This window comes from Streptomyces sp. HNM0574 (assembly GCF_012726235.1).
Taxonomy (GTDB): domain Bacteria; phylum Actinomycetota; class Actinomycetes; order Streptomycetales; family Streptomycetaceae; genus Streptomyces.
The window spans coordinates 84,703-108,309 of sequence record NZ_JAASAH010000010.1; the positions used below are offsets into that span (position 1 = coordinate 84,703).

The window sequence follows — 23,607 nt, forward strand, 5'->3', positions numbered from 1 at the left end:
ACGACTCGGCCACGGCCGGTCCCCCCTGGGTGCTGATGGGCAAGATGCTCCGAAGATTTTACGAATCCTTGACGGCCGGGGTGGAGGGAGGGGTGGGGTTGTCGGTTTCTGTCGGGGTCGGGGGTGGGTTTCTCTTGACAGTTGTGGAGGGGGTTGCTGGGCTCCGGCGCATGACGCCCTCCATTCCGGTGAGTCCCCAACTCCCCCTGTTCCCCCATGAGTTCAGCTGGGGTGTGGCCACCTCCGCCTACCAGGTGGAGGGGGCGGCGGAGGTGGACGGGCGGGGGCCGGCGGGGTGGGACGTGTTCGCGGGGGAGCCGGGGCGGGTGCGGGACGGGAGTACGGGGGCGGGGTCGGGCGGGCACTACCGGCGGGTGGGGGAGGACGTCGGGCTGATGCGGGAACTGGGCGTCGGCGCCTACCGGTTCTCCGTCGCGTGGCCGCGCGTGGTGCCCGAGGGGGAGGGGCGGGTCAACCCGGCGGGCCTGGACTTCTACGACCGGCTCGTGGACCGGCTGGTGGCGGCCGGGATCGACCCCGTCGTCACGCTCTACCACTGGGACACCCCGCTGCCGCTGGAGGAGCGCGGCGGCTGGCTGGTGCGGGAGACGGCGCTGCGGTTCGCCGAGTACGCGGACGCCGTGGCCGCGCGGCTGGCCGACCGGGTGGCCCACTGGATACCGCTCAACGAGCCCGCCGAGGTGACCCTCCTCGGGTACGGGCTGGGCCAGCACGCCCCGGGCAGACGGCTGTTGTTCGACGCACTGCCCGCCGCGCACCACCAGCTGCTCGCCCACGGGCTCGCCGTCGGCGTGCTGCGGGCCAGGGGCGCGCGGTCGGTGGGGACGGCCAACTCGCACGGTCCGGTGCACCCGTTGTCGGAGCGGGAGGAGGACGTGGCGGCGGCCGGACTGTACGACACGCTCACCAACCGGCTGTTCGCCGACCCCGTGCTCCTCGGCCGCTACCCGGACGGTTTCGGTGAGCTGATGCCGGGCCCGGTGCACGAGGATCTGGCGCAAGTGGCTCAGCCACTGGACCGGTACGGGGTGAACTACTACCAGCCCACCCTGGTCGGCGCGCCCCGTGCCGAGGAGACGACGACCGGCGGCGTCACCCTCCCCGCCGAACTCCCCTTCTCCGTCCACGAGATGCCCGGCGTCCCCCGCACCGGCTTCGGCTGGCCCGTCGTCCCCGAGGGGCTGCCCGAGACCCTGCGCGTGCTCGGGGAGCGGTACGGCGAGGCGCTGCCGCCGCTGCTCGTCACGGAGAACGGCTGCGCCTACCCGGAGGAGCACGAGGACCACCGGCGCATCGCGTACCTGGAGAGCCATCTGCGCGCGCTGCACGGGGCGGTCACCCGGGACGGCGCGGACGTGCGCGGCTACTTCGTCTGGTCACTGCTGGACAACTTCGAGTGGGCGGAGGGCCGCACCCAGCGCTTCGGCCTCGTCCACGTCGACTGGGAGACCCAGCGCCGCACCCCCAAGGCCTCGTACCACTGGCTGCGCGAGGTGCTGCGGGCGCAGGCCGCCGCCCGCCCGTCCGGCCGGCCCCGCGGGTGACCTCGCCGGGCGGACCGCACGCGGACGCGCTCGCCGAACCGGAGGCCCGCGTACCGGGCCACTGGACGGCGTCGCTCTCGCTGGCCGCGTCGGCCGTGTGGGTCGGCTGGTACGGGCCGCTCCAGGTGCTGCTCGCCCTCCAGGCGGCCCAACTGGCGCCCGCCGGAATGGCGAAGGAGTCCGTCCTCGCGTGGGTGACGGGCGCGGGCGCCGCTGTCTCTCTCGTCGCCAACCCGCTGTGCGGCGCGCTCTCCGACCGCACCGTCTCCCGCTTCGGCCGCCGCCGGCCGTGGGCGCTGGCCGGTGCGGTGGGTGGCGCGGCCGGTCTGGTGGTGCTCTCGGGGGCGGACGATCTCGCCACCATGACGGCGGGCTGGTGCCTGGTGCAGCTCGCGCTGAACGCGACGTTCGCCGCCGTCGTCGCCGCCGTACCCGACCGGGTGCCGGTGCGGCAGCGCGCCGCGGTCGGCGGCTGGCTCGGCGTCGCGCAGACCCTCGGCGTGCTGCTGGGCACCGGCCTCGCCACGCTCGCCGGCGGCGTCACGGGCGGCTATCTGGCGTGCGCGGTCTTCACCGTGACCGCCGTCCTCCCGTACGCCCTGTGCGCGCGGGACGCCCCGCTGCGGCAGCGGCCGGCGGGCGGCGTGCGCGCCTTCGTCCGGGGCTTCCGGCTCGACCCGCGCCGCCACCCGGACTTCGGCTGGGCCTGGCTCACGCGGTTCCTGGTCAACCTCGGCAACTCCCTCGCCCTGCTCTACCTGTTGTTCTATCTCCGGGACGCGCTCGGCGCCGCCGACCCCGAGCGGGGCGTGCTCGTCCTCACCGCGGTCAACGGCGCGCTGCTGCTGGCGACGGTGGTGGCCGGGGGCGTGCTCTCGGACCGGACGGGGGCGCGGAAACCGTTCGTGCGGTGGGCCGGTGTGCTGATGGCGGCGGCGACGGCGCTGCTGGCCGTCTGGCAGACCTGGCCCGGTGCCGTGGTCGCGGCGGCGCTGCTGGGCGTCGGCTTCGGCGTCTTCACCTCCGTCGACTTCGCGCTGATGGCCGACGTCCTGCCCGCGGCCGCCGACCGGGGGAAGGATCTCGGCCTGGTCAACATCGCCAACTCCCTGCCCCAGGTGGCCGCCCCGGCCCTCGCGGCCCCCCTCGTCACCCACGTCGGCGGCTACCCGGCGCTCTATCTCACCGCCGCCGCGATCGTCCTCCTCGGCTCCCTGCTGGTGCAGCGGATCAGGGGAGTGGACTGAGGTCGGAGGTGGGTCTCCCCGCGGGCGCGGGCAGTATCGGAGAGACGGGTGGGCGAGCGTGCTGTGTGCGGCCCAACTGGCTTCATGTGCATGCCAGTTCGACGGTATGGTGCGAGAGCGGAGCGTGCCGGGAGACATGGCGCGACGGTTGTCGGCTCACGGGGGAGGAGCGACCGTGTCCAGTGCTGGAGCGGGCGGGTACGAGGTGCAGAAGGGCGGCATGGCCGAGGAGGCGGGCCGCCTCGACCGGGCAGGCGACGACGTCGGCCGCATCCGGAAGGCCGTGGAGGACGAGGCGTGCTACACGCCGGAGACGCTCGGCGGCCCGGACTCGGGCCCCGCGTACGAACGCTTCTCGGCGGCCTGGCAGGCCGAGGCCAGGACCCTGGAGGCGGCGCTGCACGAACTCGCCGACAAGGTCCGCGTCTCCAGCCGCAACTACGCGGGTGCCGACGACGACGCGCGCGCGGGCCTGCGCGCCGCCTCCGGTGACGGTCTGACCACCATGCCCGCGCCGGGCCCGGGCCCCGGCTCCGGGATCACCACGGGGCCCGCCCCGGGCGAGCGTCCCGCCGCCCTCGGCGACACCCCGCCGGTCGGCACCCGGCCGACCCCGGGCACGCCGCCGCCCGGCCTCGCCGACTTCGACTGACGCGTCCGCCCGCCGCCCCCGACTCGGCGGCGGAGCCCGCGTGTTCGCCTTCACCACTGATCACCGACGGGGGTCCACTCATGGCCGCAGGGGAATCCACGACCGACCGCAGGCAGCAGATCGACCGGCACACCGAATCCCTCGCCGTCGCCGACAACAAGAACGACGTGATCGAGGCGATCAACAATCTCCTCGGCGTCGCGCCGCCCGAGGGCTCGCCCGACGTCCTGGACGGCATCGCCAAGCGTTACAAGGAACAGGCGGACGAGGCAGGGGACGTGCACACCCGCGTCGGGAACGTCGCCACGAAGGGGCTGCCGAGCGTCTGGGTGGGCAGCACCGGCGCGAAGGCGGCCGAGGTGGTGAACGCGGCCAAGCGCGCGGCCGAGCAGATGGAGGAGGCGTTCCGCAAGGCGTCCGGCGCGCTGTACGACCTGTCCGACGCGCTGACCGAGGCCAAGTCGCGGGACAGCGAGGGCCGGACGCAGCTGCGCAAGGCTCTCAGCATGCTCGGCGGCGACGACGGCTTCTTCGACGACATGGTCGAGAAGGACGCCGAGGAGGCCGAGCGCAAACGCGCTCAGGAGACCGCGGGCACCGGCGCCAACTACCTCTACAGCGCGGCCTCGACGGCCGACGAGGCCGCGCGGGCGGCGGCCCGCGAGCTGAACAAGTACGCGTCCGAGGCGCGCGCCGGGCAGATGAAGACGGACGAGATCTCCGCCGCCGACCGGCTCGTCCTCGCCGACGTCGGGGTGCACGGCGGCCCCAGGGAACAGAACGAGCTGCTCAGCGCCAACGACCTGGAGCGCTCGGGGCGTTACCTGGAGCGGATGAACGAACGCGACCAGGCCCGCTACGAGCGGATGCTCGCCGACGCCGAGTCACCGCAGGAACGGGCCTATCTGGTGAAGGCGCTGGCCGCCGGGCACGACGTGAACGAGGTCGCCGAGTTCCGTCAGAAGATCCACGGCAAGGACCCGGAGTGGCTCCAGCAGCACCTCACCCCGATCGTGACCGCCGGGGACAGCAAGAACAACGAGGGGCTCAACGACGACGGCTCCAACGTCAACACCGACGACCAGGAGTTCGGCGACAAGGCGTGGTCGCAGGACGGCGACACCTGCGTGCCGTCCACCGTGGTGGCCGCCCGCGCGCACGTCGACCCGGTGTACGCGCTGGAGCTGACGGGCGGGCCCTCCGGCCAGGAGAACGACCCCGACGCCTTCCGCGAGCGCCTCACCGACGAGCAGATGCGGATGCACGAGGCGGGCGACGGCGACTACACGTCACCGTGGTCCGACACCCCCGACGGCATGGACAACGACGGCAAGACCACGATCGCCAACGACGAGGTCAGCCCGCACACCGGCAGCAAGTACGACTTCCAGGAGACCGGCACCCCGGACGCCCGCCGGGACGTCCTGCCGGAGATCGAGAGGTCCGTCGCCGAGGGCAAGCCGGTGCCGATCGGCGTGGAGGGCCAGGAGGAGGGGGACCGCGTGGGGCACTCCATGATGGTGGTCGGCCAGGAGGGCGACAAGCTCCAGATCTTCAACCCCTGGGGCACCACGACCTGGGTCAGCGAGGACGACTTCGTCAACGGCGAGATGGGCAAGGCGTCCCGCGGCAGCCTCTCCGACGCCTACGCCGTCCACGTACCCGCCGACTGACCGCCCCCGACCGAGAAGTGAGCAGCAGCATGCGCCAAGTCCCCGCCCGGCTCGTCCTCCCCGCCGTGCTGGCGGCCGCGCTCAGCGGCTGCGGGCTCTCGGGCCCCGAGGAGTACGCACTCGGCGAGAAGGCCGTGACGGTGGACGAGGGCGAGGAGTTCACGCTGTCCGTCCCCGTCGACATCGCGATGGGGGAGCACTGGTCCACGACCTCGCCGGAGCCGGACGCCTCCGTCGTCCGCGGCACCGGCGACGAGGAGGACGCCGAGGACAGCGGGGAGGCGGACGGCGCCGGCAAGGGCACCCACCGCTTCACCTTCAAGGCCGTCGGCACCGGCACCACGAAGATCCGCCTCATCCAGTGCCCCCACCGGGCCTGCGCCGGCGGCGGTACCGCGGGCGGGCCCGTCACCGCCTCGCCCGTCCCCAGCGGCAGTCCCTCGCCACCGGCGGACGAGCGCGCCACCGTCCACACCTACACCGTGACCGTGAGGCAGCCATGAGCACCGCACCGCACCCGCGGCGGCCCACCCGCACCGACGACGAGCTCGCCGGCTCCGACATCCCGGCCATGCTGCGCTACGGCCTCTCCTTCGCCGGGCCGCACCGCACCGCGCTCTTCGGGGACGGCGCCGTCGGCGCCTCCGTGCTCCTCGACCGCGAGGGCGTCCGGCCGCGCGCCGTCGCCTTCCTCGCGCAGGTGGTCCGCCGCGGCGGCGTCCGGTACGCCGCCGGGCTGGCCGAGCCGGTGCCGGGCGAGGCGGCGGCGGAGCGGGTGCGTTCCTGGCTGGAGGCCGCGGCCCCGCTCGGCCGCGGCATCGAGGGCGACGAGACGGTGGCCCGCTGGCTGGAGGCCGTCGCGGAGATCCTCGGCCTCCGCCACAGCCACCGGGAGCGCGGCTGAGATACTGGGCCCATGGCCCTCTATCGCGACGACGGCATCGTGCTGCGCACCCAGAAGCTGGGGGAGGCCGACCGGATCATCACCGTCCTCACCCGCGGGCACGGCCGGGTGCGGGCCGTCGCGCGGGGGGTGCGGCGCACCAAGTCCAAGTTCGGCGCCCGGCTGGAACCGTTCAGCCATGTCGACGTGCAGTTCTTCGCGCGCGGCAGCGAACTCGTCGGCCGCGGGCTGCCGCTGTGCACCCAGACGGAGACCATCGCCCCGTACGGCCGCCGCATCATCACCGACTACAGCCGGTACACGGCCGGTACGGCGATGCTGGAGACCGCCGAGCGGTTCACCGACCACGAGGGCGAGCCGAACGTCCAGCAGTACCTGCTGCTCGTCGGCGGGCTGCGCACCCTCGCCTCGGGCGAGCACGCGCCCGGCCTGGTGCTCGACGCCTTCCTGCTGCGCTCCCTCGCCATCGGCGGGTACGCGCCCAGCTTCTCGGACTGCGCCAAGTGCGGGCTGCCGGGCCCCAACCGGTTCTTCTCCGTCGGCTCGGGCGGCGTCGTCTGCGGTGACTGCCGGGTACCGGGCAGCGTCGTTCCGTCACCGGAGGCGCTGCGGCTGCTGGGCGCCCTGCTCACCGGCGACTGGGCGACGGCCGACGCGGCGGAGGACCGGCACGCGCGCGAGGGCACCGGGCTCGTCTCGGCCTATCTGCACTGGCACTTGGAGCGCGGCCTGCGCTCGCTCCGCTACGTCGAGCAGGCCGAACGGGACGCCCGCGCCCGCGAGGCGGAGGCGCGGCGGGAGGCGGCCGGCGGCGGCGCCGCGGCGCCGGGCGGCCGGTAGTCGCCCCTCGGGGGATTCCTCGGGAAAGCGCCCCCGTGCGCGTCCGCTACGCTCGCCGTACCGACCCCGCCCCCGTCCCTGATGGAGCTGAACCCATGGCACGTCGCGGAATGCTGTCCCGGCAGCGTCGCGAGTACGTCACGCCCGAACCGCACCCCTCCGGTGCCCGCCCGCCGAAGATCCCGGGTGAGCTGATCCCGGGCCATGTGGCGGTCGTCATGGACGGCAACGGCCGCTGGGCGAAGGAGCGCGGCCTGGCCCGTACGGAGGGGCACAAGGTCGGCGAGGGCGTCGTCATGGACGTTCTCAAGGGCTGCCTGGAGATGGGCGTCAAGAACCTCTCGCTGTACGCCTTCTCCACCGAGAACTGGAAGCGCTCCCCCGAGGAGGTCCGCTTCCTGATGAACTTCAACCGGGACGTCATCCGCCGCCGCCGCGACGAGATGGACGAACTGGGCATCCGCATCCGCTGGGTCGGGCGGATGCCGAAGCTGTGGAAGTCCGTCGTCCAGGAGCTCCAGGTCGCCCAGGAGCAGACGAAGGACAACGACGCGATGACGCTGTACTTCTGCGTCAACTACGGCGGCAGGGCCGAGATCGCGGACGCCGCGCAGGCCGTCGCGGAGGACGTGAAGGCCGGCCGGCTGGACCCGTCGAAGGTCAGCGAGAAGACCTTCGCCAAGTACCTGTACTACCCGGACATGCCGGACGTCGACCTGTTCCTGCGCCCCTCCGGCGAGCAGCGCACCTCCAACTACCTGGTGTGGCAGAGCGCTTACGCGGAGATGGTGTACCAGGACGTGCTGTGGCCGGACTTCGACCGGCGCAACCTGTGGGAGGCGTGCCTGGAGTACGCCCAGCGCGACCGCCGCTTCGGCGGCGCCCAGGACACCCCGGCGGTCCAGCAGGCCCCGGCGGCCGAGGACGTTCCCCCGCAGGGCTGACACACCCCGTACGAAACGAGGCCGGGCCCCGTCCGTGTGGACGGGACCCGGCCTCGACTCCGCGCTGCCGCGGTGCGGTTCAGGACTTCTTCTCGCGCGCCTGCGCGCACTCCCCGCACGTGCCGAAGATCTCGATGGTGTGGCCGACGTCGACGAAGCCGTGCTCCGCCGCGATCGACTCCGCCCACTTCTCCACCGCCGGGCCCTCGACCTCCACGGCCTTGCCGCAGTGACGGCACACCAGGTGGTGGTGATGGTCGTCGCTGTGGCAGCGGCGGTAGACGGCCTCGCCCTCGTCGGTGCGCAGCACGTCGACCTCGCCCGCGTCGGCGAGGGACTGCAGGGTGCGGTAGACGGTGGTCAGACCCACCGAGTCCCCGCGGTGCTTGAGCATGTCGTGCAGCTCTTGCGCGCTCCGGAACTCCTCGACCTCGGCCAGCGCCGCCGATACGGCGGCGCGCTGTCGGGTCGACCGGCCGCGGACAGGGGGGCCTGCGGTCGTCACACCGTCTCCTTCGCTCGTCGTACTCCCTCGGCGCTGCTCGCTGGACGACATGGAACCGTGCTCCTGCCGCTCGCTCGCCGGGACCTGCCCGGACATTGTGCCAGGCGCACGCCGGGAGCGGTTATTACACCCGGGCGCCTTCGCGTTCTCCCGCCTCCAGGGTGCCCCCTGCGCCGTCCTGAGCGACAGCCCTGGCCCGGCGCCGTGCCAGCGGGGCCGCCAGCGCGGTCACGAGGACGAACAGCCCGATGGCCAGCACGACGATGCTCGCGCCGGGCGGCACGTCCGCGTAGAACGAGGTGGTGGTGCCGGAGAGGGTGACGAGCACGCCGAAGCCGACGGCCAGCCCCAGCGTCGTCGCGAACCCGCGGGTGACCTGCTGCGCGGCGGCCACCGGGATCACCATCAGCGCGCTGACCAGCAGCAGGCCGACCACGCGCATGGCCACCGTCACGGTCACCGCGGCGGTGACGGCCAGCAGCAGGTTCAGCAGCCGCACGGGCAGGCCCGTCACCCGCGCGAAGGCCTCGTCCTGGCAGACGGCGAACAGCTGCCGCCGCAGGCCCAGCGAGACCGCGAGCACGAACGCGGACAGGCAGACGATGGCGATCACGTCGGAGTCGGAGACGGTGGTGATCGAGCCGAAGAGGTACGTGGTGAGGTTCGCGCTGGAGCCGTTCGGCGACAGGTTGATCAGCATCACGCCGCCCGCCATGCCGCCGTAGAACAGCATCGCCAGCGCGAGGTCGCCGCGTGCCTTGCCGTACCAGCGGATGAGCTCCATCGCGACGGCGCCCGCGGCCGAGACCAGCACCGCCGTCCACACCGGGTTGGCGTTCAGCAGGAAGCCGAGCGCGACGCCGGTCAGCGCCACGTGCCCGATGCCGTCGCCCATGATCGCCTGGCGGCGCTGGACGAGGTAGATGCCGACGGCCGGAGCGGCGATGCCCACCAGCAGCGCGGCCAGCAGGGCGCGCTGCATGAACGCGTAGTCGAGCATGTCGAGGATGTCGGTCATGACAGCAGTCCGGTCTCGATCTTCGAGGCGGGCTCCGCCTCGGGGGTGTCGTGCGGGTGGCAGGCCAGGTCGTGCAGCCGCTCGGGGTGGTCGACGCGTTCGACGAGGCCGTCGTGGAGCACGACGGCGCGGTCGATCAGCGGGGCCAGCGGCCCCAGTTCGTGCAGCACGAGCAGCACGGAGCTGCCGCGCGCGACCTGCTCCCGCAGCGCCTCGGCGAGGACGTCCTGGCTGGCGAGGTCGACCCCGGCGAGCGGCTCGTCGAGGATCAGCAGGTCGGGCTCACCGGCGAGGGCGCGGGCGATCAGCACCCGCTGGTGCTGGCCGCCGGAGAGCGCGTTGACGGAGTCCTTCGCGCGGTCGGCCAGGCCGACCACCTCCAGGGCCCGGCTCACCGCCGCCTTGTCCTCCCGGCCGAGCGGACGCAGCCGCGTACGGGCCAGCCGCCCGGAGGAGACGATCTCGCGGACCGTCGCCGGGACGCCGCCGGCCGCGGTGGAGCGCTGCGGCACGTAGCCGACGCGCTTCCAGTCCCGGAAGCGCGCCAGCGGGGTGCCGAAGATCTCCAGCTCGCCGCCCGTCAGCGGCACCTGCCCGATGACGCTGCGGATGGTCGTCGACTTGCCCGAGCCGTTGGCCCCGAGCAGCGCGACGACCTCGCCGCGGCCGACGGTCAGGTCGATTCCGCGCAGCACGGGGCGCGCGCCCAGCGTCGCGGTGGCGCCGCGGAGCGATATCGCGGGTGCCGCGGCGGCCTTCTCGGCTGTGGCGGTCTCCGGTGAGGGCATGGGACGGGCCTTCCTCGTGGGGAGAGAAGAGGGGGACGGGCGCGGGAGAGCGGGGGACGCGGCGTCAGCGGGCGCCGAGCGCGTCCTGCAGGGCCTGGAGGTTCTTCTCCATCTCGGAGAAGTAGTCCTGCTTCGCCGGGTCCTTGACGCTCTCCAGCGGGCTGAGGACGCCGGTCTTGAGCCGCAGGTCCTTCGCGAGGGTCGACGCCGTCTTGTCACTCGCATTGTCCTCGAAGAAGACCGTGTCGACCTGGTCGGACTTCGCGACCTTGTGCAGCGCCTTCATCCGGGCCGGGCTCGGCTCGGCCTCGGGGTCGAGGCCGGAGATGGCCTCCTCGTGCAGGCCGTAGCGCTCGGCGAGGTAGCCGAAGGCGGCGTGCGTGGTGATGAAGGTGTCGGTCTTCTTCTTCGCCAGCCCGTCCTCGAACTTCTTGTCCAGGCCCTCCAGGCGCTCGACGAGCTTCTCGGTGTTCTTCTCGTAGTCGGCCTTGTGCTTCGGGTCGGCCTTCGCCAGCTCCTTGCCGACGCCCTCGGCGACCTGCGCGTACCGCACGGGGTCGAGCCAGAGGTGCGGGTCCTCACCGGCGTGGTCGTGGCCCTCGTGGCCGTGCCCCGCGTGCTCCTCGCCCTCGTGGCCCTCCTCGCCGTGCACGTCGGTGCCGTGCTTCTCCAGCGAGGTGTACGAGGTGGCCTCGGCGACGTTCTTCACCTCGGACTGCTTGACCGCCTGGTCGACGGCGGGCTGGAGCCCCTTGAGGTAGACGGCGAGGTCGGCCTCGCTCAGCTCGCCGGTCTGCTGCGGGGAGAGCTCCAGGTCGTGCGGCTCCACGCCGGGCTTGGTGAGCCCCTGCACGTCGACGTGCTCGCCGCCGATCTCCTCGGCGAGGAACTCCATCGGGTAGAACGACGCGACGACCTTGACCTTGCCGTCGTCCCCGCCGCCCGCGTCCCCGCCGCAGGCCGTGAGCGCGACCGCGCCCAGACCGAGGGCGCCGAGGGCGGCGGTCGAGCGTATGAGTCGTCGAGACCTGAGGGGAGAGCGTCGCAGAGCGTTCATGACAGTCATTTTCAGACTAGATGGAAACGATTGTCAAATGGTCACCTGCGTGCGGTCCACCGGTGGTCCGTGGCCGACGAGCACGGGGTCGGCGCCCGGGATGTCCGGAGGTGTCGACTCCTTCCCCGCGTCTCCCGGCCATCTCCTCGTCATACGGGCCCCATCACGCCAACCGATTTGATATGGCCCCCTCTGTCGCCGGTAATCTGAGGTATTCCGTCGTCGTTGATGAAGAGAGCACCGTGGCCGCCGACAAGATCGACAGCATCGTCAGCCTGAGCAAGCGCCGAGGCTTTGTTTACCCGTGCAGCGAGATCTACGGAGGCCAGCGGGCCGCGTGGGACTACGGGCCGCTCGGCGTTGAGCTCAAGGAGAACATCAAGCGTCAGTGGTGGCGCTCCATGGTCACCTCGCGCGACGACGTGGTCGGGATCGACTCGTCGGTGATCCTGGCCCCCCAGGTCTGGGAGGCCTCGGGACACGTCGCCACGTTCACCGACCCGCTCACCGAGTGCACCTCCTGCCACAAGCGCTTCCGCGCGGACCACCTGGAGGAGGCGTACGAGGCGAAGCACGGCCGGCTGCCCGCCAACGGCCTGGCCGACATCAACTGCCCGCACTGCGGCAACAAGGGCGGCTTCACCGAGCCCAAGCAGTTCTCCGGCCTGCTCTCCACGCACCTGGGCCCGACCCAGGACGCGGGCTCGGTCGCGTACCTGCGCCCCGAGACCGCCCAGGGCATCTTCACCAACTTCGCCCAGGTGCAGCAGACTTCGCGGAAGAAGCCTCCCTTCGGCATCGCGCAGATGGGCAAGTCCTTCCGGAACGAGATCACTCCGGGCAACTTCATCTTCCGGACCCGTGAGTTCGAGCAGATGGAGATGGAGTTCTTCGTCAAGCCGGGCGAGGACGAGCAGTGGCACCAGTACTGGATGGAGCAGCGCTGGTCCTGGTACCGCGACCTGGGCATCCGCGAGGAGAACATCCGCTGGTACGATCACCCGGCGGAGAAGCTCTCGCACTACTCGAAGCGCACCGCCGACATCGAGTACCGCTTCAACTTCGGCGGCACCGAGTTCTCCGAGCTCGAAGGCGTGGCCAACCGCACCGACTTCGACCTCACCGCGCACAGCAAGGCCTCCGGTCAGGACCTCTCCTACTTCGACCAGGAGGCCGGCGAGCGCTGGGTGCCGTACGTCATCGAGCCCGCGGCCGGTGTCAACCGCGCCATGCTGGCCTTCATGCTCGACGCGTACGTCGAGGACGAGGCGCCCAACGCCAAGGGCAAGATGGAGAAGCGCACGGTGATGCGCCTCGACCCGCGCCTGTCGCCGATCAAGGTCGCCGTCCTCCCGCTCTCGCGCAACGAGCGCCTCTCCCCGAAGGCCCGCGGCCTCTCGGAGACGCTGCGCAAGCACTGGAACATCGACTTCGACGACGCGGGCGCCATCGGCCGCCGCTACCGCCGCCAGGACGAGATCGGCACCCCGTTCTGCGTCACCGTCGACTTCGACACCCTCGACGACAACGCCGTGACGGTCCGCGAGCGCGACACCATGAAGCAGGAGCGCGTCTCCCTCGACCAGATCGAGGGCTACCTCGCGTCGCGCCTGATCGGGTGCTGACCGGGCGCGACTGACGCCTGCGGCCGAGGAGTTCGCACAAGCGAGGCCCCCGGGACGGATCTCCGTCCCGGGGGCCTCGTCGTGTTCCGCGGGTCGCCCCGGGTCACGCCGGATCGAGGAAGATGTCCTGTTCCAGGGGCCCGGTGGCGCCGGTGGGGCGGTACGGGCTGAGGTCGGTGACGCCCTCGGTGGCGAGGACCTCGTCGTCGATGAAGTGGTTGCCGGTGCACTCGCGGGAGGGGCGGGTGAGGATCGCGTGGGCGGCGTCGGCGACGATCTCCGGCGTGCGGGCGCGGTCGGCGCCGCCGACCACGTTGCGTACGGCGGCGGTGTCGATGAGGGTGCGCGGCCAGAGGGAGTTGGCGGCGATGCCGTCCCCGGCGAGCTCCTCGGCGAGGCCGACGGTGCACAGGCTCATGCCGTACTTGGCGAGGGTGTAGCCGATGTGCTTGCCGATCCAGTGCGGGGCGAGGTTGAGCGGCGGCGAGAGCGTGAGGATGTGCGGGTTGGTGCCGGAGCGCAGGTGGGGGAGCGCGGTCTTGCTGAGCAGGAAGGTGCCGCGGGTGTTGATGTCCTGCATCAAGTCGTAGCGCTTCATGTCGAGTTGCTCGGTGCCGGAGAGGTCGATCGCGCTCGCGTTGTTCACCACGACGTCGATGCCGCCGAAGCGTTCGACGGCCTGGTCGACGGCGGAGCGTACGTCCTTCTCCTCGCGGACGTCGCCCACCACGGGCAGGGCCTTGCCGCCGGCCGCCTCGATCTGTTCGGCGGCGGTGTGGACGGTGCCGTCGAGCTTCGGGTGCGGGGTGCCGGTCTTGGCGAGGAGGACGACGTTCGCTCCGTCCCTGGCGGCGCGGAGCGCGATCGCCAGTCCGATGCCGCGGCTCCCTCCCGACATCACGATCGTGCGGTTCGCGAGCACTCCGGCCATCGGTCGACCTCCCAGGTGGGCGGCCCGCGCGGAGGTACGCGCAGTACCGCAAATGATTTGTGGTGCGAACGATATGCTGCACGTACGGATGCGATCGCGCAATGCCCCGCCGCCGGCGGCTGCTGTACGCTGCTGCGACCGTACGCAGCGCTAATGATGGGCAGGGCGAACAGTGTCGGATGTGCCGTTGGTCCCGGGGACGGTGGGCGAGCACGCGAGCTGCCTGCTGCTCAAGCTCGGACAGGTCGTCTTCCGGCTGTCGGAGGCCGAACTCGTCGACGAGGGGCTGCGCGTACGGCACTACAGCATCCTCCAGGCGCTCGCCGACAACGGCGCCATGTCGCAGCTCGCGCTCGGCGCCTTCCTCCGCATCGACCCGGCCACCATGGTCAGCAGCCTGGACGACCTGGAGCGCGCGGGCCTCGCGGCCCGGGAGCGCGATCCGCAGGACCGCCGCCGCTACGTCGTCGATGCGACGGCGGCCGGCCGCGAGGCGCTGAGCAGGGTCAACGGGACGCTCGACGAGCTCGACGGCCGCGCCCTCGCGGACCTCACGCCGGCCGAGCGGAAGACCCTCCACCGGCTCCTGACGAAGCTGTCCGCCGGGCCCACGCTCCCCGCCCTCTTCGACGGCGCCCGCAGCTGACCTGCGGTTTCGCGGACGGTGAGAGCTTGTCCACAGGGGAGTCGGGGGCGCGCGGCGATGGGGGACAATGGGGAGTCGCCCCTTCCCGTACGACTTGTGAGGACGCCTCGCTCATGACGCGACTGCTCCCCGGCGGTCCGCTGCCCATCGGACCCCACGCCGTGACGCCGCCCGTGGTCCTGGCACCGATGGCGGGGATCACCAACGCCCCGTTCCGGACCCTGTGCCGGGAGTTCTCCGGCGGCAAGGGGCTGTTCGTCAGCGAGATGATCACCACGCGCGCCCTGGTCGAGCGCAACGAGAAGACCATGCAGCTCGTGCACTTCGACGAGACGGAGCGCCCGCGCTCGATCCAGCTGTACGGCGTCGACCCGGTCACCGTCGGCAAGGCCGTCCGCATGATCGTCGACGAGGATCTCGCCGACCACATCGACCTCAACTTCGGCTGCCCCGTGCCCAAGGTGACGCGCAAGGGCGGCGGTTCGGCCCTGCCGTACAAGCGGCCGCTGCTGCGCGCGATCCTGCACGAGGCCGTGGGCAACGCGGGCGGACTGCCCGTCACGATCAAGATGCGCAAGGGCATCGACGACGACCACCAGACCTTCCTGGACGCCGGCCGGATCGCGGTCGACGAGGGGGTCACGGCCGTCGCGCTGCACGGGCGCACCGCGGCGCAGCACTACAGCGGCACGGCCGACTGGGACTCCATCGCGCGGCTGAAGGAGGCCGTCCCGGAGATCCCGGTGCTGGGCAACGGCGACATCTGGTCCGCCGACGACGCGGTGCGGATGGTCCGCGAGACCGGCTGCGACGGCGTCGTCGTCGGGCGCGGCTGCCTGGGCCGCCCGTGGCTGTTCGCCGATCTGGTGGCGGCGTTCGAGGGCTCCGAGGAGCGGGCCAGGCCGACGCTGCGCGAGGTCGCCCGCACGATGGTGCGGCACGCGACGCTGCTCGGGGAGTGGCTGGGCGACGAGGCGCGGGGCGTCATCGACTTCCGCAAGCATGTGGCCTGGTACACCAAGGGCTTCTCGGTCGGCTCCGAGATGCGCAAGCGGCTGGCCGTCTCGTCCTCGCTGGCGGAGCTGTCGGAGCTGCTGGACGGGCTCGACCTGGACCAGCCCTGGCCCGAGGGCGCCGACGGCCCGCGCGGCCGCACCTCCGGGCGCGACCGCGTCGTCCTGCCGGACGGCTGGCTGGACGACCCGTACGACTTCGCGGGCGTCGGCGCCGACGCGGAGCTGGACACCTCGGGCGGCTGAGCGGGCGGCCGGCTCATATCTCCTCGTCCGCCGTGCCCGTTCTGGCCGGGGCGGTCTCGGGGAGCAGCCAGGTGCACACGGCGGTGGCGAGGCCCGCGAGCGCCATGTAACCCGCCAGGTACCAGGGCCGGTCGCCGCCCGCGTTCACCAGCAGGGTCGCCACGAACGGCGCGGTGCCCGCGAAGATCACGCCGTTGATCTCGCGGACGAACACCAGCCCGCTGTACCGCACTTCGGTCGGCAGCGACTCGGCGTAGAAGGAACCCGTCACCGCGAACACCGAGTTGAGCATGAAGGCGAAGCCGACGGTGATCGCCAGATAGATGATCCACGGCTGGCGCGTGTCGATGAGCAGGAAGAACGGGTACGCGAACAGCGCGATCGCCACCCCGCCGCCGATCATCACCGGCCGGCGCCCGATCCGGTCGGACAGCGCGCCCGCGAGCGGGATCGTCAGGATCGAGACACCGGACGCGAGGGTGATGCCCAGCACCGAGGTGTTGGCGGGCATGTCCAGCTGGTTGGTGAGATAGCTCGGCAGATAGCCCTGGATCGAGTACGAGGCGATGGCCGTCGCGCAGCCGGTGCCGATGAGCAGGCAGATCGTCCTCGGGCGGCTCCTGATCGCCGTCCACACCGGCATCCTCTCCCGCTTCCCGCCGGCCCGGGTGGCCTCGAACTGCTCGGTCTCCGGGGCCGCGCGCCGGATCAGCAGCGCCGCGACCACGACGAGGAAGCTGGCCAGGAACGGGATGCGCCAGCCCCAGCCGAGGAAGTCCTCCTCGGGCAGCGAGGAGACGGCGGCGACGGCGCCGGAGGCGATGACGACGCCGATGAACTCGCCCGCGCCGGGCAGCGCCGCGTAGAACCCGCGTCTGCGTGGCTCCGCCGCCTCGCTGGACATCACGTACGCGCCGCCGAGTTCGGCGCCGACGCCGAACCCCTGGAGCAGCCGGCAGCACACCAGCAGCACGGGCGCCCAGATGCCTATCTGCCCGTAGGTCGGCAGGAAGCCGATCAGCAGCGTGCCGACGCCCATCAGGACCACGGTCAGGATCAGGACGGGGCGGCGGCCGATCCTGTCGCCGAGGTGGGCGAGCAGCAGGCCGCCGATGGGGCGGACGGCGAAGCCGAGGCCGAAGGTGGCGAACGAGGCGAGGGTTCCGGCCAGTTGGGAGACGTCCGGGAAGAACACCTTGTGGAAGACGATCGCGGCCGAGGCGCCGAAGAGGAAGAAGTCGTACCACTCCAGGACCGAGCCGACGACGCTCGCCGCGGCGGTACGCCGCTGCCTGCTGCGTCTGCTCATCGGCGGGGCGGGCGCGGGGTGCTGCGATTCCGGATGTGCGGGCGGACCGGGGGACGGGGGCGTGCTCGCCGCTGGGCTCATCGGGCTCCTCGTGGGGCGGACCGGGCGGGAGGGCGTAGCGATGGCGTGTTGCAACATGCGCACGCGTGTTGCGCATGTGCTACCGTTCTTTCAGCCGGAGCATCCGGATGTCAACGGTTCGGACGACACCGGTTTCCACCGCCGCGAGGAGGGCGACGTGCCGCCTGAAGTGATCTGTCTCGGCGAGACGATGGCGCTCATGGCGCCCGAGTCCGGCGGCCCGCTGGCCCGGGCCGAGCTGCTGCGGCTGCGGGTCGCCGGCGCCGAGTCGACGGTCGCGCAGTATCTGAGCGACCTCGGGCACCGCACCGCCTGGGCGAGCAGGCTGGGCCGGGATCCGTTCGGCGCCCGCGTCGCCGCCGCGCTCGCCGGCAGCGGCGTCGACACCACCCTCGTCGGCTACGACGAACAGGCCCCCACCGGCTGCTACTTCAAGGACCCCGCACCCGAGGGCTCCCGGGTGCACTACTACCGGCGCGGCTCGGCCGCTTCCCGGATGTCCGCCGCCGACGCGCGCGCCCTGCCCCTGGACGGCGTGCGCCTGCTGCACCTCACCGGCATCACCCCGGCCCTGTCCGCCAGTTGCGCCGAGCTGGTCGACACCCTCCTCACCCGCGCCGCCGAGGCCGGCGTGCCCGTCTCCTTCGACGTCAACCACCGCGCGGCGCTGTGGGAACCGGGCCGCGCCGCGCCGGTGCTCCGCGAACTCGCCGCGCGCGCCGACACGGTGCTCGTCGGCCGGGACGAGGCCGAGGAGCTGTGGGGCACGACGACGGCCGAGGCGGTGCGCGAACACCTCGGCCCGCGCGGCACCCTCGTCGTCAAGGACGGGGCGGTCGGCGCCACGGAGTTCCCCGTGCCCGCCTCCGCGTCGGAGCCCGTCTTCGTGCCCGCGCCCGCCGTGGACGTCGTCGAACCCGTCGGCGCGGGGGACGCGTTCGCCGCCGGGTATCTCTCGGGGGCGCTGCGCGGCCTGCCCTCCCGCGAACGGCTGCTCCTCGGGCACCGGCTGGCGGCCCGTACGCTGCGGAGCCTGGACGACTACGTCCCGGTCCCCGCCGCGGAGCGGGGCCCGCCGCCGCACCGCGACGAACCTCCGACGGGAGAACACTGACCATGTCCCAGACCGTGCGCCGGGCTGTCGAGATCCTCGAACACCTCAGCCAGGCCCCGCGCAGCCAGATGGAGCTCGGGGAACACCTCGGGGTGCACCGCTCCACCGCGCTGCGCCTGCTGGAACCGCTGGTCGAGGGCGGCCTGGCCCGGCGGCTGCCGGACGGCAAGTACGCGCTCGGCCACCGGCTGGCCGGGATGGCCCAGCTGGCCCGCGAGCAGTTCGGGCTGCGCGAGGTCGCGAGCCCGCATCTGCGCGCGCTCGGCGAGAGCTGCGGGCACACCGTGCACCTGGCGGTGCTGGAGGACGACTCCATCGTGTACGCGGACAAGGTCGAGCCGGTCGGCACCGTCCGGCTGTACTCGCAGATCGGCCGCCCCGTCACCCTGCACACGGCGGGCGTGGCCAAGGCGATCCTGTCCCACCTCGACCGCGACCGGGCCCGCGGCCTGCTCGGCCACTGCGACTTCGTCGCGCACACCGGACACACCCACACCTCGCTCACCGAGTACGAAAGGGTCCTCGACGAGGCCCTGGAGCGCGGATGGGCCCGGGACGACGGCGAGTTCGAGGACTACGTCAACTGCGTCGCCGCGCCCGTGCGGGACGCGACGGGCGAGGTCGTCGCCGCCGTCTCGGTCACCGCGCTCAAGGTCAAGGCCGATCTGGACGCGCTGCGCACCGGCGTCCTCGACGACCTGCTGGCCACCACCTCGACGATCTCGAAGGAGCTGGGATGGCGCCCCTGACACCCCCCGCCGGACACCCCGGAAGCCAGGACGAGGGGCCCGAACACCCCACGTTCGACGCGCTGTTCGCCGGTTCGCCGATGATGGCGATCTTCCGCGGCATGGAGGTGGAGCACAGCGTCCGGCTGGCCGGGCGGGCCTGGGATCTCGGGCTCGGCTGTGTCGAGGTCCCGTTGCAGGACGCGCGCTCGCGCCGCTCCCTGGAGGCCGTCGTGGCGGCCGGCGCGGAGCGCGGCCGGGCCGTCGGCGCCGGAACGATCACCTCCGTCGAGCTGGTGGCGCAGGCCGCCGAGGCCGGGGCCGCGTTCACCGTCGCGCCGGGGCTCGACGCGGAGGTCGCGCGCGCCTCCCTCGCCGCGGGGATGCCCCACCTCCCCGGCGTGGCCACCGCGACCGAGGTGCAGCACGCCCGCGCGCTGGGCCTGACCTGGCTCAAGGCGTTCCCCGCCACCGTCCTCGGCACCGGCTGGTTCCGGGCCATGAAGGGCCCGTTCCCCGGGGTCCCGTTCGTCGCCACCGGCGGCATCGACGCGGCGAACGCCGACGCCTACCTCGACGCGGGCGCCCGCGTCGTCGCCGTCGGCTCCGCGCTGGAGGACCCGGCCCAGGTCGACCGCCTCGCCGAAGTCCTCGCCGCCCGCGCCGCCGCCCCGCACCCCGCACCGCGGAACGGACCCGCCGCCTGAACGACCGCGCACCGCCCCCGCCCGCCGGACCGACCGAAGGAGCAATCTTGCAGATCACCTCGATGACCACGTACTTCGTCGCGCCGCGCTGGCTGTTCCTCAAGGTCGAGACCGACGAGGGCATCACCGGCTGGGGCGAGCCCGTCGTCGAGGGCCGGGCGCACACGGTCGCCGCCGCCGTCGACGAACTCGCCGACCACCTCGTCGGCCAGGACCCGCTGCGCATCGAGGACCACTGGCAGGTCATGACCAAGGGCGGCTTCTACCGCGGCGGCCCCGTCCTCTCCAGCGCCGTCTCCGGCATCGACCAGGCGCTGTGGGACATCAAGGGCAAACTGCACGGCGTCCCGGTGCACGACCTGCTGGGCGGCGCCGTACGGGACCGGATGCGGATGTACGCCTGGATCGCCGGCGACGAGCCCAGCGAGGCCCGCGAACACGCCACCGCACGCCTCGAACAGGGCTACACCGCCGTCAAGATGAACGTCGGCGGACGGATGCGGCTGCTCGAATCGCGCCGCGAGGTCCAGGCCGTGGTCGACCGGGTCGCCGCCGTGCGCGAGGTCATCGGCCCGGAACGGGACGTCGCCGTCGACTTCCACGGCCGCGTCTCCCCGGCGCTCGCCCGCGAGCTCTGCCGCGAACTCGAGCCGCTGCACCCCCTGTTCGTCGAGGAGCCCGTCCTCCCGGAGCTCTCCCACCGCCTCGGTGACATCTGCTCGGGAACGACGGTCCCCATCGCCACCGGCGAACGGCTCTACTCCCGCTGGGATTTCCGGCCCGTCCTCGAATCCGGCATCGCCGTCGCGCAGCCCGACCTCTCGCACGCGGGCGGCATCTCCGAGACCCGCCGCATCGCCGCGGCCGCCGAGACGTACGGCGTCGGCCTCGCGCCGCACTGCCCGCTCGGCCCGATCGCGCTCGCCGCCTGTCTCCAGGTCGACCTGGCCAGCCCGAACGCCTTCATCCAGGAGACCAGCCTCGGCATCCACTACAACGTCGGCTCCGACCTGGAGGATTACCTCCTCGACGCCTCCGTCTTCGACTTCCGGGACGGCCACATGGCCCGGCTCACCGGCCCCGGCCTCGGCATCGAGATCGACGAGAAGGCCGTCGCGGCCGCCGCCGAGAAGGGCCACCGCTGGCGCTCCCCGGTCTGGCGCCACGAGGACGGTTCGCACGCGGAGTGGTGAACCGCGCCCCGGCCGGGGCGCGGGCAGCCACGCGCGGGACGCGCCCTAGCGGAGCGTCACCGGCATGGACTCCATGCCGTACACGATGGACAGCTTGCGGAAGGAGAGTTCGCTCTGCGGCACGGCCAGCCGGATGTCCGGGAAGCGCCGCAGCAACGACGGGTAGGCCGCGCGCAGTTCCATCCGGGCCAGCTCGGCGCCGACGCACCGGTGGATGCCGTGCCCGAACGCCATGTGCGGCAGCTTCCCGCGCTCCGGGTCGAACGCGTCGAGCGCCTTGCCCAGGCCCTCGTCCCGGTCGGCGCGCAGCAGCGAGCACAGCACGATGTCGCCGCTGGCTATCCGCCGCCCGCCGATCTCGACGTCCCGGCGCGCGAAACGGGGGAAGGCCATCTGCACCACGGACAGATGCCGCAGCAGCTCCTCCACCAGGGCGTCCACGTCCCCGGCGTCCCCGTCGCGCATCCGCTCGTGCGCCGTCCCGTTCTGCAGCAGCATCAGGGAGCCGAGCGCGAGCATGCTGGCGCTGGTCTCCAGGCCGCCGGTGAGCACGCCGTCGGCGAGGCCGAGGAGTTCGTGGTCGCTGACCTCGTCGCCGTGCGTCCGCACGATCATGCCGAGCAGCCCGTCCCCGGGGTCGCGGCGCTGCTCGGCGACGATGCCCTCCAGGTAGGACAGCGAGTCCGAGACGGTGCCGAGCCCGGCCTCCACCCCGGCGAGCAGGTCGAAGCGGTCGGTGCTGAGCCGCTGGAACTCGTGCCGGTCCTCGGTCGGGACGCCGAGCAGCTCGCAGATGGTGAGCGAGGGTATCGGCCAGGCGAAGGCGGAGACGAGGTCGATGTGCGCGGTGGGATCGGCGTCGGCCGCCGCCTCCATCGCGTCGAGCTGCTCGTCGATGATCTCCTGGATGCGGGGCTGGAGCCTGCGCAGCCGCCGCACGGTGAACTCCGGGGTGAGGATGCGCCGCAGCCGGGTGTGCTCGGGCGGGTCGCTGAAGCCGAGGCCGCCGGGGTTGTGCTTGCGCAGCGCGGCGGGCGTGCCGGAGAAGGAGGTGAAGTCGTTGCTGAATGCGTCGACGGTGCCGAGGACTTGGCGTACCTCGTCGTAGCCGGTGACGATCCAGGCGTCGAGGCCGAGCGGGAGCGAGACCTTGCGCAGGCCGGGTCCCTCGCGGTCGTCCTCGCCGAGCGGTTCGGGGTCGAGGCCGTCACGCCGGAAGTGGGTGAGGAGCTCCTCGGGCAGCAGCGCGAGCGTCGAGGCGTCGATCCCGCCCTGGCCACCCTGCTTCATCCGGCGCGCGAGATAGGCGCCACCGATCCATGACGTGAGACGGCTGCGGAGCGTACGCATCAACGGACTCCCCGCTTCCGCTCCGGCGCGGCGATGTTCTCGCACGGGGTACGGTCGGGCACGGGCTGGACGATCAACTGCCGTCTCCTCGCTGGTGGTTTGGTCCCCCTGCCTACCACGGGCGGTGGGCGGAACACTTGTTTACCAGGAGAGGCCGGGGCTCCTCATCCACCCCTGGACGCCCCTCTCCCCTAGGGGACCCGCGCGGCCCCGCGCCAACGGCCCGGTCACGCGGGTACACGGGCCACGGCCCCGCCCCGCACCCCGATCGACCGTGACGTGATCGTTGTTCTGCCGTTTCCCGCACGGCGCGAGGACGACAGGGCCCGTCCGCGCGGAATCGGCCGGATCGCGCCGGAAGTACGGGTACGGCGGACCGGTGGCCGCCGGGGCCGAAAACGTGCGCCCGGGGGTACGCGCATGATCCCGTACGCCCCTCGCGCCCCGGCACAACTCGCCCTGGCGCCGGTACACTTGGGCGTCGCACGTACCGTGCGCCTGACCGGCAGCGGGGAATCGCGAGCAGCACGAAGGCGCGCGGACAGCCCGCGGGAAACGCCGCGGGAACGCCAGTGGCCACGTCCGTGGGCACGTCCGCGAGAAGGGGGAGATTCGTCCGTGAGCGGATTCACCAAGGGGCTCGAAAAGGTCCAGGTCACCCTCAAGTGGGACCCCAGTCCCTCCGGTGAGCCGGACAACGACCTCGACATCGTCGCCGCCACCTACACCGCCGACGACCCGTACGGCAGCCCCGACTACCTTGTCCACTTCGACAACCGGGCGCCCGACGGCACCATCACCCTCGACCGGGACAGCCGCAACGGCCAGGGCTTCGGCGCCGACGAGGCCATGACCCTGGAGCTGTACCGCCTGGCCGACACCTACGCCCGCGTGGTCGTGGGCGTCGCCATACAGCAGGACGAGGGCCGACGGACGTTCGGCCAGGTGACGGGCAGCAGCGTGAAGGTGCTGGACGGCATCACCGAGCTGGCCGAGAACGACTTCGCCGGCGTGGGGGAGTCGACGGCGGCGGTCGTCGCCGAGTTCGTGCGGGGCGAGGGCGGCGTGTGGGAGTTCCAGCCCGCGCTCCGCGGATACGACGTCGCACCCGCCGAGTTCACCGAAACCATGGGCAGGGCCCGCGGCTGACCCGCGCCCGCACCTCTGACGCCTCTCCGGGGCCCGGTCTCACCGGGCCCCGGTTTCGTGTGCCCGCCTCCCGCACCCGTGATCGCGAACAGGGCGCCCCCGGACGGCGGTTCCGGCTCACATGAGCGGCCGACGCCGGGAGCCCGGTGCGTATCAGCCACGGCACCCGGTGCCTCTGCCGAAATCGCGCACTCTGAGTGAGATCGCAAATCCTCAACGTCACGCAACTGTCCGCATGTTGGGATTCTCCGGATTCTGAGCGCGTGATTCTCGCCACCCTGATCAGAGGTGTGCTCAGATGAGCGCTCAAATGTGAACTCCG

General features: G+C 72.4%; 23 protein-coding genes. 16 read left to right on the forward strand and 7 right to left on the reverse strand.

The features are described from left to right. Positions 1 to 170 precede the first annotated feature (170 nt). The 8 genes from HCC30_RS18185 to HCC30_RS18220 all read left to right on the forward strand — a co-directional run bounded on the left by HCC30_RS18185 (position 171) and on the right by HCC30_RS18220 (position 7,825). Positions 171 to 1,565 carry a GH1 family beta-glucosidase gene (locus HCC30_RS18185; protein WP_169443643.1) on the forward strand — a complete coding sequence of 465 codons (1,395 nt, stop codon included), beginning with the start codon at positions 171 to 173 and terminating at the stop codon, positions 1,563 to 1,565. After that, complete coding sequence (locus tag HCC30_RS18190) at positions 1,562 to 2,812, forward strand: MFS transporter (protein WP_169443644.1); 1,251 nt, start codon at positions 1,562 to 1,564, stop codon at positions 2,810 to 2,812. The genes HCC30_RS18185 and HCC30_RS18190 overlap by 4 nt, the downstream gene beginning before the upstream one ends. A 175-nt stretch (positions 2,813 to 2,987) precedes the next feature. Next, positions 2,988 to 3,464 carry a type VII secretion target gene (locus HCC30_RS18195; RefSeq protein ID WP_169443645.1) on the forward strand — a complete coding sequence of 159 codons (477 nt, stop codon included), beginning with the start codon at positions 2,988 to 2,990 and terminating at the stop codon, positions 3,462 to 3,464. An 80-nt stretch (positions 3,465 to 3,544) separates the two neighbouring features. Then, on the forward strand, positions 3,545 to 5,137 hold the full coding sequence (locus HCC30_RS18200) for a WXG100 family type VII secretion target (protein WP_169443646.1): 1,593 nt from the start codon (positions 3,545 to 3,547) through the stop codon (positions 5,135 to 5,137). Between the two features lie 29 nt (positions 5,138 to 5,166). Next, entirely contained in the window at positions 5,167 to 5,640 is a 474-nt protein-coding gene (locus HCC30_RS18205; protein WP_169443647.1) for a protease inhibitor I42 family protein, read from the forward strand. Beyond that, complete coding sequence (locus HCC30_RS18210) at positions 5,637 to 6,041, forward strand: hypothetical protein (protein ID WP_169443648.1); 405 nt, start codon at positions 5,637 to 5,639, stop codon at positions 6,039 to 6,041. The genes HCC30_RS18205 and HCC30_RS18210 overlap by 4 nt, the downstream gene beginning before the upstream one ends. 12 nt (positions 6,042 to 6,053) lie before the next feature. Further along, positions 6,054 to 6,881, forward strand: coding sequence for a DNA repair protein RecO (gene recO / locus HCC30_RS18215; protein ID WP_240979690.1), 828 nt, complete (start codon positions 6,054 to 6,056; stop codon positions 6,879 to 6,881). A gap of 95 nt (positions 6,882 to 6,976) precedes the next feature. Further along, positions 6,977 to 7,825, forward strand: a complete 849-nt coding sequence (locus HCC30_RS18220; RefSeq protein ID WP_169443649.1) for an isoprenyl transferase — start codon at positions 6,977 to 6,979, stop codon at positions 7,823 to 7,825. Between the two features lie 79 nt (positions 7,826 to 7,904). On the opposite strand, the gene HCC30_RS18225 is transcribed toward HCC30_RS18220, so the two are convergent. The 4 genes from HCC30_RS18225 to HCC30_RS18240 form a co-directional block, all read right to left on the reverse strand. Next, positions 7,905 to 8,330: a transcriptional repressor gene (locus HCC30_RS18225; RefSeq protein WP_169443650.1), complete on the reverse strand. Its 426-nt coding sequence runs from the start codon at positions 8,328 to 8,330 to the stop codon at positions 7,905 to 7,907. Between the two features lie 124 nt (positions 8,331 to 8,454). Then, positions 8,455 to 9,339 (reverse strand): metal ABC transporter permease, encoded by an 885-nt coding sequence (locus tag HCC30_RS18230; protein WP_169443767.1) that lies wholly within the window; start codon positions 9,337 to 9,339, stop codon positions 8,455 to 8,457. Between the two features lie 5 nt (positions 9,340 to 9,344). Then, entirely contained in the window at positions 9,345 to 10,136 is a 792-nt protein-coding gene (locus tag HCC30_RS18235; RefSeq protein ID WP_169443651.1) for a metal ABC transporter ATP-binding protein, read from the reverse strand. Between the two features lie 64 nt (positions 10,137 to 10,200). Then, positions 10,201 to 11,202 carry a metal ABC transporter substrate-binding protein gene (locus HCC30_RS18240; protein ID WP_169443652.1) on the reverse strand — a complete coding sequence of 334 codons (1,002 nt, stop codon included), beginning with the start codon at positions 11,200 to 11,202 and terminating at the stop codon, positions 10,201 to 10,203. A gap of 233 nt (positions 11,203 to 11,435) precedes the next feature. Between HCC30_RS18240 and HCC30_RS18245 the strand changes: the two genes are divergently transcribed. Then, positions 11,436 to 12,818, forward strand: a complete 1,383-nt coding sequence (locus HCC30_RS18245; RefSeq protein WP_169443653.1) for a glycine--tRNA ligase — start codon at positions 11,436 to 11,438, stop codon at positions 12,816 to 12,818. 103 nt (positions 12,819 to 12,921) lie between these two features. On the opposite strand, the gene HCC30_RS18250 is transcribed toward HCC30_RS18245, so the two are convergent. Beyond that, positions 12,922 to 13,749: an NAD(P)-dependent oxidoreductase gene (locus HCC30_RS18250; protein ID WP_169443654.1), complete on the reverse strand. Its 828-nt coding sequence runs from the start codon at positions 13,747 to 13,749 to the stop codon at positions 12,922 to 12,924. A 181-nt stretch (positions 13,750 to 13,930) separates the two neighbouring features. On the opposite strand from HCC30_RS18250, the gene HCC30_RS18255 reads away from it, so the two are divergent. Together HCC30_RS18255 and dusB are read left to right on the forward strand one after the other, a co-directional pair. Further along, complete coding sequence (locus tag HCC30_RS18255; protein ID WP_169443655.1) at positions 13,931 to 14,395, forward strand: MarR family winged helix-turn-helix transcriptional regulator; 465 nt, start codon at positions 13,931 to 13,933, stop codon at positions 14,393 to 14,395. Between the two features lie 113 nt (positions 14,396 to 14,508). Further along, positions 14,509 to 15,654 carry a tRNA dihydrouridine synthase DusB gene (dusB, locus tag HCC30_RS18260; protein ID WP_169443656.1) on the forward strand — a complete coding sequence of 382 codons (1,146 nt, stop codon included), beginning with the start codon at positions 14,509 to 14,511 and terminating at the stop codon, positions 15,652 to 15,654. A 13-nt stretch (positions 15,655 to 15,667) separates the two neighbouring features. Here dusB and HCC30_RS18265 read toward each other — a convergent pair whose 3' ends face one another. Then, positions 15,668 to 16,963, reverse strand: coding sequence for an MFS transporter (locus tag HCC30_RS18265; protein ID WP_169443657.1), 1,296 nt, complete (start codon positions 16,961 to 16,963; stop codon positions 15,668 to 15,670). A gap of 238 nt (positions 16,964 to 17,201) precedes the next feature. On the opposite strand from HCC30_RS18265, the gene HCC30_RS18270 reads away from it, so the two are divergent. The 4 genes from HCC30_RS18270 to dgoD are packed head-to-tail and all read left to right on the forward strand — an operon-like array spanning position 17,202 to position 20,786. Continuing rightward, positions 17,202 to 18,158, forward strand: a complete 957-nt coding sequence (locus HCC30_RS18270) for a sugar kinase (protein WP_346776680.1) — start codon at positions 17,202 to 17,204, stop codon at positions 18,156 to 18,158. A 2-nt stretch (positions 18,159 to 18,160) separates the two neighbouring features. Then, positions 18,161 to 18,907, forward strand: a complete 747-nt coding sequence (locus tag HCC30_RS18275) for an IclR family transcriptional regulator (protein WP_169443659.1) — start codon at positions 18,161 to 18,163, stop codon at positions 18,905 to 18,907. Then, positions 18,895 to 19,593 (forward strand): bifunctional 4-hydroxy-2-oxoglutarate aldolase/2-dehydro-3-deoxy-phosphogluconate aldolase, encoded by a 699-nt coding sequence (locus HCC30_RS18280; protein ID WP_169443660.1) that lies wholly within the window; start codon positions 18,895 to 18,897, stop codon positions 19,591 to 19,593. The genes HCC30_RS18275 and HCC30_RS18280 overlap by 13 nt, the downstream gene beginning before the upstream one ends. 47 nt (positions 19,594 to 19,640) lie before the next feature. After that, on the forward strand, positions 19,641 to 20,786 hold the full coding sequence (gene dgoD / locus HCC30_RS18285) for a galactonate dehydratase (protein ID WP_169443661.1): 1,146 nt from the start codon (positions 19,641 to 19,643) through the stop codon (positions 20,784 to 20,786). A gap of 45 nt (positions 20,787 to 20,831) precedes the next feature. Here dgoD and HCC30_RS18290 read toward each other — a convergent pair whose 3' ends face one another. Next, positions 20,832 to 22,136, reverse strand: coding sequence for a cytochrome P450 (locus tag HCC30_RS18290; RefSeq protein WP_169443662.1), 1,305 nt, complete (start codon positions 22,134 to 22,136; stop codon positions 20,832 to 20,834). A gap of 420 nt (positions 22,137 to 22,556) precedes the next feature. Here HCC30_RS18290 and HCC30_RS18295 point away from each other — a divergent pair, with 420 nt between their 5' ends. Next, positions 22,557 to 23,285, forward strand: a complete 729-nt coding sequence (locus HCC30_RS18295) for a TerD family protein (RefSeq protein ID WP_206323991.1) — start codon at positions 22,557 to 22,559, stop codon at positions 23,283 to 23,285. Positions 23,286 to 23,607: the final 322 nt, after the last annotated feature.

Coding starts and splice junctions, on each gene's coding strand:
- HCC30_RS18185 (WP_169443643.1), top strand. CDS start 171: ATGACGCCCTCCATTCCGGTGAGTCCCCAACTCCCCCTGTTCCCCCAT.
- HCC30_RS18200 (WP_169443646.1), top strand. CDS start 3,545: ATGGCCGCAGGGGAATCCACGACCGACCGCAGGCAGCAGATCGACCGG.
- HCC30_RS18205 (WP_169443647.1), top strand. CDS start 5,167: ATGCGCCAAGTCCCCGCCCGGCTCGTCCTCCCCGCCGTGCTGGCGGCC.
- HCC30_RS18210 (WP_169443648.1), top strand. CDS start 5,637: ATGAGCACCGCACCGCACCCGCGGCGGCCCACCCGCACCGACGACGAG.
- recO (WP_240979690.1), top strand. CDS start 6,054: ATGGCCCTCTATCGCGACGACGGCATCGTGCTGCGCACCCAGAAGCTG.
- HCC30_RS18220 (WP_169443649.1), top strand. CDS start 6,977: ATGGCACGTCGCGGAATGCTGTCCCGGCAGCGTCGCGAGTACGTCACG.
- HCC30_RS18235 (WP_169443651.1), bottom strand. CDS start 10,136: ATGCCCTCACCGGAGACCGCCACAGCCGAGAAGGCCGCCGCGGCACCC.
- HCC30_RS18240 (WP_169443652.1), bottom strand. CDS start 11,202: ATGACTGTCATGAACGCTCTGCGACGCTCTCCCCTCAGGTCTCGACGA.
- HCC30_RS18250 (WP_169443654.1), bottom strand. CDS start 13,749: ATGGCCGGAGTGCTCGCGAACCGCACGATCGTGATGTCGGGAGGGAGC.
- dusB (WP_169443656.1), top strand. CDS start 14,509: ATGACGCGACTGCTCCCCGGCGGTCCGCTGCCCATCGGACCCCACGCC.
- HCC30_RS18265 (WP_169443657.1), bottom strand. CDS start 16,963: ATGAGCAGACGCAGCAGGCAGCGGCGTACCGCCGCGGCGAGCGTCGTC.
- HCC30_RS18275 (WP_169443659.1), top strand. CDS start 18,161: ATGTCCCAGACCGTGCGCCGGGCTGTCGAGATCCTCGAACACCTCAGC.
- HCC30_RS18280 (WP_169443660.1), top strand. CDS start 18,895: ATGGCGCCCCTGACACCCCCCGCCGGACACCCCGGAAGCCAGGACGAG.
- HCC30_RS18290 (WP_169443662.1), bottom strand. CDS start 22,136: ATGCGTACGCTCCGCAGCCGTCTCACGTCATGGATCGGTGGCGCCTAT.
- HCC30_RS18295 (WP_206323991.1), top strand. CDS start 22,557: ATGATCCCGTACGCCCCTCGCGCCCCGGCACAACTCGCCCTGGCGCCG.